Here is a 13,947-nt window from a genome sequence, read left to right on the forward strand (position 1 = left end):
CCAACTACACTATAAGTAAAAAAGCGAAGAAACATTACTTATCCTTACTAAGAGAAATGGTATAGCGATAAATCACTTCTCCACTATCATTAACAAATTGTACTAGGCACTTAGCACTGTCCATCGACACTATTGCAAAACCCGCTTGAGACTCAGCAAACAAGGTAAATTCTCGCTGCTTAACCGGGCGTAGCTCAGAACCGGCACCAGAAACAAAGTGCTCTACCTTTTTATTGGCAGCGCGGTTGTGCTGCAAATCGTGCTCATGACCCGCAAAATACGCCTGAACGCCGTACTGCTCTAGCACTGGTTCAATCACATTGCGAATACCGCCTGTTTTGCCATAACGTTTGCCGCTGGAATACAATGGATGGTGACCTATTACAATTTTCCATTCTGCCTTTGATTCGCTAAGCTGCTTATGGATCCAAGCGAGTTGCGCATCACCATCTTGCGCCATCGCCGCCGCGTATTTTTTCTCTGACTCATATGCAGGGTTCAGGGGGCTAGTATCTACAAACAATATAAGCGCAGACGCCTTATCGGAAACATCAACTGTCTTAGCGTAGTAAGGCGCCGGCATTTGCCAGCGACGACTTATGTCGCTGTAATCAATTTGCGCTTGCCAATTTCCTCTGTAATCGTGATTACCTAATGTGGCATACCAGTCGATAAACAAATTGGGGCCGGTATACACGTCTTCAAATGAACTGCGCCAGTAAGGGTCGTGAATAGAGGCTATACCGTTGCTGTAAAAGTTATCTCCCGTTGTAGCAACAAATTCAGCATCTGCTTGTGCCGCTGCAATATCCATCCATTTCGCGACCGTTCGTTGATGAAAGTGGCCGTTTCGGCCCCAATCACCTAGTACTAGAAAGCTAAAACCGTCTTCTACTGTCTCAAGGCCTTTAATCGTATTTTCGCTATAGTACTCGCTATCGTAGATCTCATGGCTTGCTAGCGAAAAGCTAGCAAGGCCCATAAGAACGATGGAAAGCGTAAACAAGAAACTCTTTTTCATGTTTGCATTACTTCCCATTACTGAGTACGCCAAATAAAGCCAATTTCAAAGGTGCGGCCATACTGTTCGAATTGGGCATTGCGATTGCGCTCATCAAAATAGTGGTACATAGGTTCGTCACCTAAGTTGATGCCATTGAAATACACCTGCATATCGTTGTTTATGTAATATTTGGCAACGAAGTCAATTTGCTGGTGATCATCTTCAATGCGCAACATGCCATCATCAATTTCTTCAAGGTTGTCACTTTTGTAAGTCATACTTAAACGCAAACTTAGCGAGTCATTTTCATAACCTACAACCACATTACCAACCGTGTCTGATTGATTTGGTAACTTAGTTTCAAAGCGTTCGCCATCAAGAATGGTGAGCGCGTCAGAATCAGAAAATGTGCTGTTAACCGAGAATAAAAGTCCATTGTTGAAACTCTTAACCCAGCTTAGTTCTAACCCTGTAAGGGTGGCTTCTTCACCATTAACGGGTTGAAAAGCTTCTTCGAACCCTTCCCATGGCCCCGTGCCCGCCACATTTGCCTCAACAATAAAGTTGTCGATACGCTTGTGGAATAATCCGGCAGACAAAACGCCAATACTCCCTGGGTAATACTCAAGCATTAGGTCGAAATTATCCGCCTCATAGGGTAATAGCTCAGGATTGCCTACGCTTGCCTCACGCTCTATTACCTGCTCGCCATCTTCCGTTCTCACATTCGCCTCAATAATTTGAAACGCTGCTGCATCTTCAAAGCTTGGACGGGAAAGGGTTTGAGTGAACGCCGCGCGGGCAATGAGTTTTTCTGTAAAGGCGTAACGCAGGTTGATACTAGGGAAGAGATTGTCGTAGTCCCGTGAGGCGTTGACCGGCTCAATGCTTAAATCAACGCTATCTGTGTCTTCATTCTCGGTTAACGATACTTGAGAGCCAGCGGTACTGTACGACGTGCTTTCATAGCGCAAACCAGCCACTAAGCGAAGTTTTTCCCAGTCAAAGCGGGTCATGGCATAGGCAGCAAAGATATCTTCATCATTGCTAAAAGAATTACCCTGAGACTCTATGCGAGAATCTAACTCAGCCAATTCGAGCTGACTGCGCTGCTGATTGAAGTTGTCTCTTAGCGCACCGCGATTAAGCCCTGGTCCAAAATTTCCGAGGGTGTATTCTGGAGAAGCGGTAGCAAATGCCGCGTTGTCAAAACCATCAAACCCACCGTCAAAAATCGAAATATTGGCCGCAGCGGTTTTTTCTCGTGCTCGATATTTAGAGCCAAACTTCACTTCACCTTCACTATCAAACCAGTCTATTCGCTTAGCAATATCGAAGCGGAAGCTCAGCTCTGTATCTTTTGCGTTATTGCGTTCGAAACTCATTTGATCGAGTTCGTAGTTGCCAAGGTCGTTGAGTGCTTCAGGTACCGTAAGTTGAGGGATACGTTGTTCTAAATCACCATCAATACCTGCATCTGCACCGGTGAAAACGTAGTAAAGCGCATCTGGTTCATCTTCGTCTGAGCGGGAGTAACCTGCTTGATAGCTTATCGTCCATGCGTCGCGTTCATGCTCTGCACCGGCAGATATGCTTAAAATACTTTGCTCTTCAAATCGGTCTTTACTTTCGCGCTCTACTTCTGAGTCATCGCCATCTAATACGAAAACGTTGGCTTGTCTGAACTCTGAGTCTGAGAAGCGACTGTATAAGGTGCGTAAATAATACTGATTATTAAAATCTGGACGAAAATCAATGTTTACCGCTCCACCAAGACGTTCACGGGTGATAGCGTAATGACGTTGTTCAATTTCATCATCGCCATTGCTTTCTATGTTGTCTGACCCGAATTCACGGTCAAAGTAGCTTAGTGCAGCAGCAATGCCCCACTTATCATTTATTTTATGGGTGACGCTGCCTGCAAGCTTAGGACTCAAGGCGTCGCGAAGCTCGTTTTGACTTAACTGGGCGGTAAATGAGGCGCTGTCAGTGGCTCGGTCAAACGCGCTCACACTTTTCACTTCAATATTACCGCCAATGGTATCGGCATCCATATCAGAGGTGACAGATTTTGAAACCGTTAAACTGCTGATGAGTTCAGAAGGAATAACATCAAGGGCTACCGACCTAACGCCGCCCTCTGGAGAAGGAATATTCAAACCGTTAATGGTGACATTATTCAAGTTCGGGTCGATTCCGCGAATACCTACAAAGCGCCCTTCGCCCTGATCGCGCTCAATACTTAAACCCGGCAAACGCTGAAGTGACTCTGCCGCATTCTGATCAGGAAACTGACCTATTGCATCCGAAGACACGACTGATGTTATGCCATCAGCCATGCGCTGTTTGTTAATTGCTGTCGCTTGCCCACTTCGTTGTCCACGTACCAGAAGCTCTTCGATAGTATCGTTGGCAGCACCAACCAATAAGGTAACATTGGTAATATCATCGCCAACGACAATTGTTTGCGTGGAAGGCTCTGTACCTAAATAATCTATTTCAACCGTATAAGTGCCTGGTGCAATGCGTGGAATTCTAAAACGACCTTCTTTATCGGCATAAACACTTATGCCCAACTCCTGAATATCGATTTTGGCGCCAGCAAATAATTTGCTGCTGTTTACGTTGGTGACTACGCCTACTACCTGCGACGCTTCGGCCGCTATTGCCTGAGGTGCCGCAAATTGCAACGCTGCCGAGCAAGCAATGGCGATAAGAGATAATTTTCTAGTGTGCATACCTGAGTTCTTCTGATTGTGTGAAAGCCAGCTCAAAGTAGGGTGAATAAATGACGTTTCCGTGACAGTTTTTTGACCTAGCTGCCAAAAATACGCAGATAAACATCAATAAAGCCCGACTCGCCATTTCCCTGAGCCAAAATGACCTGTACCCAAACCACTGTTTACATTGAATTAATAGCCGAAATATCGATTAACAAGGTGCTGCACATCGTTAAACTGTCATATTCGTGAGCCAAAATAACACTACTACGCCAAGGTAGATTACGTTAAACAGCACATATCACGGTATTTAGGTTATTCATCATGGTTTCACATTTAAGACGGCATCAAGGTTTATTCTCGCTGTCACTAACACTTCCTATACTCGCCTTTGCGATATGCATTTTAGCGGGCACGCCAGAACCCTCGGGTATTGAATGGCTTGATGTATTGGGTGAAGGGAGTGTGACCCTAGTACTATTGCTGTGGATATTGGCACTTCTGATTAGTCGTCCTTCGGGGAAGTTAACTCAACTGCTGGTGATAGGCCTTAACCTTATCCTGTTTTCTTCACTTTTAGATTTGATGGATGAGTTTATGGACTACTCAGCCACGTCTAATTGGGTTTCTATGATGGAATCTATTCCTGCCTCTATCGGCATGGTAATGACCACTATTGCTGTTTGGCAATGGCATAAAGAACAGTTGATGCTTAACGCCCAGTGGCAGACAAGAGAGGGCTTTGTTCGTAATACGGAAGACTTGGACCCGGTAACTCAGTTATACAGCGGAGAGCACTGGATGATGCGCTTAGAGCAAGCTTTCGCCCATAAACCTCACTCTTATAAAACGTTAGTGATGTTAGACATAAATGACTTTAGTCAGTTTAATAGCCAGTACGGGCATAATGAAGGTAACCGCTACTTGCGAGGATTGTCCTCAATGCTATCGCTATCACTTCCAAGTGGCGCGCTAGTTTGCCGGTTTGCTGGAGACCGCTTCGCCATTTTATTGCTGCAAGATGAAAAGGTTGATTCAGCAAACTGCATACACCAACTCAGCCAAAGTATTCATCATTTTGCTTTTTATCCCCACCAATGTAATACCGCTATTTGTTTGAGTGCTCGTCACGCTGCAATGGAAATAGTAAGTATGGCTGACATAAACGCAACCATCCTCAAGCTCAATCAAAGCTTAGATAAGCAGCATGCACACGCAGCCTAATCACCCTAACACCGTACCCAAATCATTGCTTCTAGGTGTTACTGACAAGCACTTAACTGCCTGGCCGCTAGCGCAGGCTATGGTTGATATGAGTATTTCACAAGGTATCGAAAGCGATGCTTTGCTAAGAGGTACAGGACTTTTCATAGAAGATATTGCTAATGGCAAAAGTTTAGGTGCTAAACAGCTTCTGCTATTGAGCCAGCGAGTTCAAAAGAGTGTGAAGAGCAGAGACGCAGGATTACAAATAGGTCGAATGCTCACCTCTAGTCACATGCTCGGCGTGCTATCTATCCTATTGAGATGTCGCAACGTAGCGCATTGTGTTGAGCTTCTTTCTCACATGCGCTGGAGCTGTATGCCACTTATTCACTGGCGTACGTATTATCACGACGATACGGTTTATCTTGTACCTCAAGATAGTTTTGGTGCAAAAGAAAACTGGTCTTTTCAGGTAGAAGTGGCCTTTGCTTGGATGATGTCTATCGTTCGTCAAGGAACAGACAAACGGTTCCCTTTAAGTTTTGATTTTGAATGGGCTCGTCCACGCAACATCTACGATTACGAGGAGTTTTTAGGTACGCGGCTTTCTTTTGAACAACCTGTGACAATGATCAAAATTCCTCGTGAGGCCTGGGAGGAGCGTTTTTCTCTTGCCGATGAGGACTGGGTTACAACCGGTGTAGCATCGGTGTCGAGGCAACCTATGTATGCATTGACCGAACGGATCCAGGATTTGTTAATACAACAGCCTGACTTAACAGCAGCGCAAATTGCTTCAACACTTTCCATAAGCCTTGCTACCTTGAAGCGTCGTTTAGCTGAGCACAACATGAGCTTCAAGCAGCTTAGCGACAGCATTCAAAAGCAGCACGCAATTATGATGGTACAAACATGCAGGGCAAACACCCAACAACTCGCAGAAGCATTCTCTGTAAGCGATACCACTAACCTTCGGCGCTTTATTAAACGCCTTACCGGTATGACATTAACCCAAATTCGCAACTCTATTTCTTAATTTACCAAGGCCGCTAGATCACGACCTATATAAGTATTTTTGATGACCCTCTCAAAACTTGGCAAGCAAATTGTAAGTCTATGTTCAGTTAACTAAAACCTGAGCTAAAACGACGAGAATTTGACTATGCGTTTACCTACTAAGCAACTCATCAATAAAATTGAACATCTTTCTAAAGACCTGTCTCCAGCTCAACTTGGGCGTTTTCTCGATATTATCGATGCAATGACTGCTTTAGTTGAAGATGCCGCCACGGTCGACTTAAGCCATGACAAAAACGTCAAACCAAGCGAGCAGAATACTTCGTCTGTCATTCATTAGTGGGGATAGAAACCTAGTTACGAAAACTGAGCTACGAACCTCGAGGCTTAATCACCAAGCACGTTCGTAGCTTTGTTTTGCCAAACACCGACAATGATGCAAAGTCTTGCTTTAGAATAGGCAGGTGCTGATAATCTAAATCAATGTCTTCGCTGTCTGCTGTATCTGCGTCACTCACAGCTGCGCCGTTTAAGCCAATGCCACCATTATGATTCGTACTATCTAGCCTCACACCAGCCTCATCATAAAACCCTTCGCTTCCATCAGGATCATGTAAATACAAGCAACGTTCATCAGCATGCGTTATTACTACCCAATGAGGCGCTTTTATCCCGTGAAATTGATATGTACTAATAAGGCAAATAACGCCGTAACCTTTGCTTAGTGCCGCTTCAATTTCAGCCAGCTGAATGTCTGTTTTATGTACCGCTATGTTGGCCTTTAAAGCCTGTTCAATAAAATCCTGCTCTACAATGCGCATAATCGATTTTTTGTGTTCGCTGCGCACGCCATCTACAAACAAATCATTTATTTGTGTGGAATATACTTCAACGTTGAAACCCCGCTGGTGCCCAGCTAACGCCAAACCTAACGGATGGCAACCGCCATGGCCTGAGGTCATAAAAATAGTGGTAGCTTGTCGCCAAATCGCAATTTCAGTGGTTTGATCAAACCGCGTATCTTCTTGCACGTACTTCATCGCCATCATTAAGGCACTAGGCCCACACGTAAACGCCGTAGTTTGCTTATACCACGGGTAGTGTTGTTGAGGGCCAATAGCGCTTGCATACTGTATGGGCTTTTGAAAGCGCAGCGCATCGGCACCTGTTGCGTAATACTGCCGATAAATACCAAACTTGCGATAGCCTAACTGCTTATACAATTTGATTGCCGCTTTGTTATCTTCAGCAACTTCTAAACGAATAAACAGCTTTTGTTTCTCGGCCGCTAACGCTTCAAGCTTTTGCAAAAGTGAAGGCGCTATCCGCTGCCCCCGAGCTTCAGCAAGTACCGCTAGAGAATACAGGCGAGCAGAGCGACTGCCCTTGCGCAAAATAACAAGGCCGTAACCTACAATGCCGCTGCCGCTTTCCGCTATTAGCAAAATACCGTGCTCAGCCTTTATCCAATAGCGCATACGCCTGCGCGAAAGCCTGTCGCTTTCAAAACAGCGTTGCTCAATGTGCTCTAGGGCATCTAAATCGCCTGCCTTTGCCAGTCGAAAACTAACCACAGATGGGCAATGTTGTGCCTGGCTTTTTAAGCTAGCGTCCACGGGCTTCCAACCTGTTTACAAACTCCTGCATAATGATCATATAAAGCTCTTTACCTAAGTACAGGTCTTCAACCTTAGCCTCGATGCTGGGGTTGTCGTTTACCTCAATGACATACACTTTGCCGTTGGCCTGCTTAATATCAACGCCATACAGGCTTTTACCAATCATTGAGCATGCTTTTATCGCTGCATCTAACACAGGCTTTGGTACTTCAAAGGTTGGCAGTGTTTCAAACCCACCTGACGTATTGGTTTTTGCATCATGATTGTATATTTGCCAGTGGCCTCGCGCCATATGATAACGACACGCGTAAATAGGCCGGCCATTTAATACGCCAATGCGCCAATCAAATTCGGTAAAGATATATTCTTGAACTAACACCAGTGCAGATTCGTTTAGCATGGCTTCAAGCTTATCTTTCAGCTCGTCATTATCCTTTACTTTAAATACGCCCATTGAAAATGAGCTCTCTGGCAGTTTCAGTACCATCGGAAAACCAAACTCATCCGCTAGCATTTGGCACGTTGATGCCGTGTTATCAGACACAAAGTGACTGCGTGGCGAGGGCACCTTGTGATAGCTAAACGCATCGTGCAAATACACCTTATTACAACATTTCAAAATGCTGGTCGCGTCGTCTATTACCACTAATCCTTCCTGCTCTGCCTTGCGAGCAATATGATAAGTTGGGTGGTTAATGGCCGTGGTTTCACGAATAAATAGCGCATCATAATGAGTAATATTAGCTGCGGCCTGCGCTGCATTTACCACTTCAGCGTTAATACCCACAAGCTTCGCCGCTTTAATAAAATGCTTAATCGCTTTAGCGTCGCTAGGCGGTGTCGCTTCATTTTCATTACATAAAATCGCCATATCCCAGCGGGCTTGCTTTTGCTTACTTCCACGTAGCCAGGTTTTTTCTACGTAGCTTTGAAGCGCATTGGCTAACGCTGATTTGTCTTCACCGTTAGCGGTGCACCAGTCACCAAAACCTACCGTCATTACCGTAGCGCTTGATTGTTTACTTACCGACACACGCAAAAAGGGCGCTGGAAAACGCTCGAAGGCAAACTTGGCGATTGCGCTCATCGATGCTGCTTTAGTGGTACCAAAAAACACATCACAGCGACTGCCATCAATGGCTTCATCGCTCAACGATTTTGGCAGCGTAACGGTTTTCATTTGAAGCGACTGCTCTTCACTTTCAATGATCAAATTATTAATGGTATTCACGCTTGGCAGTACTTTGTGCGTGCGCGCTTCGGCTAACAATGAACAGTAATAGCCCTTACTTAAATAGCGGTCGGTTGCGCACAAATTGATAACGCGCATTTTGCCTTCCCCACGCTTGGGGAATTGTGAAAGGTATTGTTCAAAATCAACCACTTCGCAGTTTTGAAAGTGCAGTTGATGAGCATCAGATAGTGAGTCGACAACAATTAGTGTTGTTATCATTTTTAATTCCAAATAGGTACATGTCGCACACTACATGCGACATTGAGTTGATTGCGCGGAATATAGACTTTTTTGATGCTATATCAATGGATGAGCAGCAGTATTTGAACGAAATAATTTGTCCTTAACGGTCATATTATTTTGCTCGTATTTTGGCCAATTAATTTTAAGCTTAATACGTTCACTGAATGAACTTATTTGGAGATAACATGAAATATATTTGGTTATTAGCAGGGCTAGTTTTTTCTGCGACCACGTTTGCTGACGAAAGACCAGTTGCGAGCAAGGAACTTGTTCTTGAGTATAAAGCGTATTGTGCAGAACTTGCCGAAGATGAAGGCACAGACGGCTTATCACTTGATGATTATTTGCTTAGTTGTATCAATGAAGAGCTAGACATAGAGGGCTATCAACCTGTTAAGTCTGTTCCACGTTAACAGTTTTGCATTACACACGTCCTTTTCTGCGCCTACACATTAGGCGCATCTCCTATAACAGCGACAACATTGCGATTAGCAACCTTGTATCTCTGCGCCGCTCCACCTATCATTTTACAAATAGTAAACATAAAACTTACAGACCCATAAACGGCTAACGAACTGTCGTTGGTGTTCAGCGTTGGTGTTCAGCGTGCCTGTAATGTAGCGTGAAAGGAGGGATCATGAGCTGGGCAAGTAAAGGGCTATGTACGGTTGTTTTTCTTACGTCGCTTGCGTTGGTATATGCAAAGGGCGAGACCAACCTAAATAGCTTTAACAATGTGAAAGATTCTATTGAGGAGATTTACGAAGATCGCCTTGTGGTAAACGGAATGATTTACGAACTCGCTGGTTTCTTGCACGAGAAGGAAGTCGCACTTGCGGCTCAAAACTATACTTTTTTCACGAGTGAGAATGAAAAGGTTAACAAACAAGCCTTCGCTATTATCAATGCGTTTAAGAAAACCTATTTGACCGACTTTGAAGCGTTCACGCTGAATCATTTTGAAACCAGCTTTACTGAACTTGTCGCGTTAGAAAAAGAAGTATCATCACCTGACAAGAAAACAGTTGATACCGCAGCAATTGCGACCCTTCAGCTAGAGCTCAAAGCGCTGAACAGGGATTTAGATAAGCTATCAGACATTCAGCTGGCAGAGGGCAGAAATAAGCTCGCAGTCAGTAAAAGAGCCACCGAGTCGATGGGCACTTATCGTTCGCTGGAGAAGTACTTTTTAATCATTACGGCAGTACTTATCTTTATCATTATTTTACTGCCTTCTTCGAAGGAAAAAGATGAGTTTGTGTCTGAGTAAAACTCAGTTTATACGGGCAGCTGGTTGCGCACTTTATTGTCGCAAAACACCAACAAAACAAACTATGAACTTTTTTAACTGTAACGAAGACAAAGTTTCTGCGCAGCAGAAACTGCTACAGCCTTAAAACGTGTACAAATCTCAAATAAAAACGAAGACGTGTTTGTACGAACTTGAAGGTAGTCTAAGATCATCTGTAATCTCGACTCCCAACATGTGGAAAACCTCTATTAGATTGGGAGGCAATTTTGACTCGAGTACCAAAATCGTTCGTACATTTTGCGGGAGACCTTAAACACGAAAACTCTATAAGTAAATGAGCTTCATGTAGAAATATCAAACTGTTATCAAATACTCTATACTTCAAAGACAAGTAGATGTTGAGTACATCGGCTATTGCATAAGGAATCGCAAAAAAACAATGATTTTACGAGCATTTTTCTGTTTTGTAGTTTCGTTTATCGCTATTTTGTTCATTAATCAAATAGGCTACGGGGGCTGTTTTAAGTCTTACTGTGTTGAAGCTGCACTTCCTAAGGTTTTTTTCCTATCAAGTATTATCACCGGTTTATTCATTTGGTTTTTGTTGTCGGATGAATCAGCAACTCAATCAAAAGCGAACAGCGTTTCACCTCCGTTAGAAAGAGAGCGAGTTCATCAATCGGTTCAATCTAAGTCACACTATAAAGAAAAATTTGCAAGTTATGAAGCGAACCAAAGCACACTTCGTGGTAACTCTCTTGAACCGAAAAACGACCCATATTCAATTATTATACCCAGCCAAGTACACCAACAATCTTACGCGAAATGGTCACTTCATGACGTTGATGCGTTAATAGATTGTATTATTGATGGCCTATCTGTAAGCCTAATGGCTTCAAAACTGAATAGAACACCTGGGGCAATACGCTCACGCTTGAAAAAAATTAGACAATCAGATTGGCTAGTTTTTAATACATTTTCAGAAGCTTCATTACAAGCGAAACGCCTTTCAAAAAAGTACTGCACGACAATTCGTGTAATTTCAAACTCTTCGAAGTTTTTTATAGACTTGCATGAAATTAATCCTATCCGTACTGCAAGTGGCCGATGCTCGCCCGAGCCAGAAGAAAATAATTCTTACATCTATGAAGTTGAAGAAGACCTCAACCCTTTTTCACTCTCTGAAGCAGTTGACGCTGAGTATTATGAAGAACCGCACTATTTATCTGAGAGAGAAGAGTGGCTATTTCCTTATGACGGGGACGATTGGGAAAGCAATATGATCGATCAAAACAAATCATAGCTAAATGATTTAGTTATCGACTTAAGATGGAAGACAATATAGAAATTTTTACAACAAAAGCGTCAGCATGAGAACTTACTGGCAGTGGCTTCTATATTCGAACAAAGAGTAATATTGTTATGGGTCTAGCAATAAACTCCGCATGAGCGTTGTGCAACGCTCTCAAAATGGAACAAACGTTCGACTTAGAACCTCTTTACTTGGAGTGCTAATTAAAGTAGGCAAACGTGCCTGCGAATGCATATTAAGATTGGTGAGAGAGAAAACTCCGTAAAAGACCATATTTTGTGGATGTGAGGCGAGTCACCACCTAAACAAGCGCCTAACTGATTCTTTGGCCTTTTCAGTCATTAGCCCTTCTTTTCCATCAAATTTGCTAACCGCTGGGGGTGGCTCGCTCTTTGGTGTAAATAAATTTTTGAGTTTCTTTGCTCGTTCGTGATTTTTCTGATCATTGAACTGTCTAATTATAGCATTGACTCTAAGTTCAATATACTTAGCTTTAGTTCGTTGAAGGTCGCCTTCAGCCTTACTAAATGCTTCTGCCCACAAGCCTTGGTATATATTTCCTTCTTCTATTTCAACAGATACCTGCGCGTAAATATCTTCTTTATTCATTCACTTCCCTTTTTAATAATATATACCGAATTCAAGGTTATAGAGGAACTCCTAGAAACTGGCAATACTTGTTTTCCTCTCGCTGCCAATGATGTTTGCGACACAGGTACAGCATGAGAACCACTTAGCCTATAGAATCTCATTCCAACATCACGTATGTCTAACTATTGCAGTCGTATCTAGACGGGTACGCTCACACGCACACACTTTACAGCCAAAAACATCTACTGATTAATCATTCACGTTTAAATAATACTCAGTCGCTACTGCAAAGCAAAATTTATTGTAATTGGGCTTTTAAACCTATGGTATAACGCGACTTTTGCTATCAAATAGGAGAATGACATGGCGCTTATTAAATTAAAAACATCAGATGTAAATTTGTATTCACCCTTTTCGGGGATTTGCATTTATGGTGAGGAAGAGGTCGCTGATATCGAAGCGGACGATACTGTGTTATACACCTGCTTCGAAAGCGAGGGCGTTGGCTATGTATCAGAGCGAGTCGCAGAAGCGCTTAAGCAGCAAGGTATTTCGGACCCTGAATCACTGTCACCGGCAGAAGTGGTAGCTATCATCGATATTCCAGACGCAGTGCTGATTGAATATGATGGTGGCTTTAATGGGTTAAGTTGGTTTTTGTTCGCACCAACACCATAATCATAAGACATCACTCACCTTTGAATGTTGATGGCACACGGTGGCATGTGGCATTGGTTTTTACAAGTTAAATGCATCAATGGAGTTAGTATCAACATAATGCTAACTCATTGTTTATAATAAACTATTGATCTATTTCTCTCATTATACTAGCGTAAAGAGAGATACCACTGACACGATAGCATGACATGCTCACTTACCCCGATGGCTGGCTACTTTACACACTAACCGCTAACAACGCCGCTACCCAGGTTTGTCTCGTCACGCTCTTCAATGACAATTCGATTAGCGTTCACTGCGCAAGACAAGCTGCTGTACCTATCCATACGAAAGAAGGTAGCTATCATTGGACGGCCTCAAATGGGGAGATCTCGATACTGCATCCACTCAAAGAGGGCTGCGTGCGCTCATTACAACGGGTTTTATTGGACAGCGAGCTGGCAAAGTGGCGTGCGGCACACGTGACCGTGCAACGTATCCGGGTCAGTGATGTTTCCCCTCGACCCAGCATAAAGGAGACACCATGACAGTGTATTGTAATTATGTATGGAAGGTGGATGCAGACACGGAGCCTCGCCCTCTGCTGACCCAGTTTGCGCAGGAACACTTTCACGCCCATGAGGCTGTGCCCATCGATACCACTCAATATGGCATTGATCATGGCTTGAATGATGTGCGAGCAGTCTTCAAACCGGAACAACATTGGATCGCTTTCTGCTGTCGCTATCAGCATGATGTGGTCGCGACTGAAGGCAAAGTCCTAGCATTCGCCCAGGCCCACGGCCTGACGGTCGAGCGCATGCGAAAGTAAGGACATGCCGATTACTCCATGATGGTTAGCGTTCGTTTATCCCGAGAATTGATTAGAAAAGTGCGATAAATGACACGTTCAGGGGAAATGGACCGCCAACAGCGATTTTGGGCCTAATGGCGCATAAGAAGGGATTATGTTTAATACATTTTCAAGCACATTTCTGCATGTTTGACGCGTTTAAAACTTATCTTTTTGGCGCGTTCACGCAACGTTTCTTGCGTAGCGTTATTTTTTGTTTTTTTAACGTCACGTGTAACC

The 13,947-nt window shown here is 43.6% G+C and carries 15 protein-coding genes; 9 read left to right on the top strand and 6 right to left on the bottom strand.

Going from position 1 to position 13,947, the window contains the following annotated elements; genetic code table 11:
- Positions 1-34: 34 nt before the first annotated feature.
- Both JV36_RS0100225 and JV36_RS0100230 read right to left on the bottom strand, forming a co-directional pair.
- Positions 35-1,021, bottom strand: coding sequence for a metallophosphoesterase (locus JV36_RS0100225; RefSeq protein ID WP_032094764.1), 987 nt, complete (start codon positions 1,019-1,021; stop codon positions 35-37).
- Positions 1,022-1,038: 17 nt separating this feature from the next.
- Positions 1,039-3,741: a TonB-dependent receptor gene (locus tag JV36_RS0100230; protein WP_032094672.1), complete on the bottom strand. Its 2,703-nt coding sequence runs from the start codon at positions 3,739-3,741 to the stop codon at positions 1,039-1,041.
- A 306-nt stretch (positions 3,742-4,047) separates the two neighbouring features.
- Between JV36_RS0100230 and JV36_RS0100235 the strand changes: the two genes are divergently transcribed.
- From JV36_RS0100235 to JV36_RS0100245, 3 genes are all read left to right on the top strand, one after another.
- Positions 4,048-4,947 carry a diguanylate cyclase domain-containing protein gene (locus tag JV36_RS0100235; RefSeq protein ID WP_032094673.1) on the top strand — a complete coding sequence of 300 codons (900 nt, stop codon included), beginning with the start codon at positions 4,048-4,050 and terminating at the stop codon, positions 4,945-4,947.
- Positions 4,931-5,965, top strand: a complete 1,035-nt coding sequence (locus JV36_RS0100240) for an AraC family transcriptional regulator ligand-binding domain-containing protein (protein WP_032094674.1) — start codon at positions 4,931-4,933, stop codon at positions 5,963-5,965. Before JV36_RS0100235 ends, JV36_RS0100240 begins: the two co-directional genes overlap by 17 nt.
- 126 nt (positions 5,966-6,091) lie before the next feature.
- Positions 6,092-6,286, top strand: a complete 195-nt coding sequence (locus JV36_RS0100245; RefSeq protein ID WP_032094675.1) for a hypothetical protein — start codon at positions 6,092-6,094, stop codon at positions 6,284-6,286.
- Positions 6,287-6,317: 31 nt separating this feature from the next.
- Here JV36_RS0100245 and JV36_RS0100250 read toward each other — a convergent pair whose 3' ends face one another.
- Positions 6,318-7,562, bottom strand: coding sequence for a GNAT family N-acetyltransferase/peptidase C39 family protein (locus JV36_RS0100250; RefSeq protein WP_052010033.1), 1,245 nt, complete (start codon positions 7,560-7,562; stop codon positions 6,318-6,320).
- Entirely contained in the window at positions 7,552-9,018 is a 1,467-nt protein-coding gene (locus JV36_RS0100255) for a RimK family protein (protein ID WP_032094676.1), read from the bottom strand. Before JV36_RS0100255 ends, JV36_RS0100250 begins: the two co-directional genes overlap by 11 nt.
- 209 nt (positions 9,019-9,227) lie before the next feature.
- Between JV36_RS0100255 and JV36_RS0100260 the strand changes: the two genes are divergently transcribed.
- The 3 genes from JV36_RS0100260 (at position 9,228) to JV36_RS0100270 (ending at position 11,597) form a co-directional block, all read left to right on the top strand.
- Positions 9,228-9,455, top strand: a complete 228-nt coding sequence (locus JV36_RS0100260) for a hypothetical protein (RefSeq protein ID WP_032094677.1) — start codon at positions 9,228-9,230, stop codon at positions 9,453-9,455.
- A 224-nt stretch (positions 9,456-9,679) separates the two neighbouring features.
- Positions 9,680-10,312 carry an MCP four helix bundle domain-containing protein gene (locus JV36_RS0100265; RefSeq protein WP_032094678.1) on the top strand — a complete coding sequence of 211 codons (633 nt, stop codon included), beginning with the start codon at positions 9,680-9,682 and terminating at the stop codon, positions 10,310-10,312.
- Between the two features lie 421 nt (positions 10,313-10,733).
- On the top strand, positions 10,734-11,597 hold the full coding sequence (locus tag JV36_RS0100270; protein ID WP_032094679.1) for a hypothetical protein: 864 nt from the start codon (positions 10,734-10,736) through the stop codon (positions 11,595-11,597).
- 303 nt (positions 11,598-11,900) lie between these two features.
- Here JV36_RS0100270 and JV36_RS0100275 read toward each other — a convergent pair whose 3' ends face one another.
- Positions 11,901-12,215, bottom strand: coding sequence for a hypothetical protein (locus JV36_RS0100275; RefSeq protein ID WP_032094680.1), 315 nt, complete (start codon positions 12,213-12,215; stop codon positions 11,901-11,903).
- Between the two features lie 345 nt (positions 12,216-12,560).
- Between JV36_RS0100275 and JV36_RS0100280 the strand changes: the two genes are divergently transcribed.
- Entirely contained in the window at positions 12,561-12,875 is a 315-nt protein-coding gene (locus JV36_RS0100280) for a hypothetical protein (protein ID WP_032094681.1), read from the top strand.
- 224 nt (positions 12,876-13,099) lie between these two features.
- Here the strand turns inward: JV36_RS0100280 and JV36_RS19975 are convergent, their stop codons facing one another.
- Entirely contained in the window at positions 13,100-13,222 is a 123-nt protein-coding gene (locus JV36_RS19975; protein WP_268746520.1) for a hypothetical protein, read from the bottom strand.
- Here JV36_RS19975 and JV36_RS19640 point away from each other — a divergent pair.
- The gene (locus tag JV36_RS19640) at positions 13,222-13,365 is read left to right on the top strand and encodes a hypothetical protein (RefSeq protein WP_160173345.1); all 144 of its coding nucleotides are present in this window, start codon (positions 13,222-13,224) and stop codon (positions 13,363-13,365) included. The two genes, JV36_RS19975 and JV36_RS19640, sit on opposite strands and share 1 nt — an antisense overlap.
- A 33-nt stretch (positions 13,366-13,398) precedes the next feature.
- On the top strand, positions 13,399-13,686 hold the full coding sequence (locus JV36_RS0100290; protein WP_032094683.1) for a hypothetical protein: 288 nt from the start codon (positions 13,399-13,401) through the stop codon (positions 13,684-13,686).
- Positions 13,687-13,947: the final 261 nt, after the last annotated feature.

The organism is Alteromonas sp. LOR (genome assembly GCF_000753865.1).
Lineage (GTDB): Bacteria > Pseudomonadota > Gammaproteobacteria > Enterobacterales > Alteromonadaceae > Alteromonas.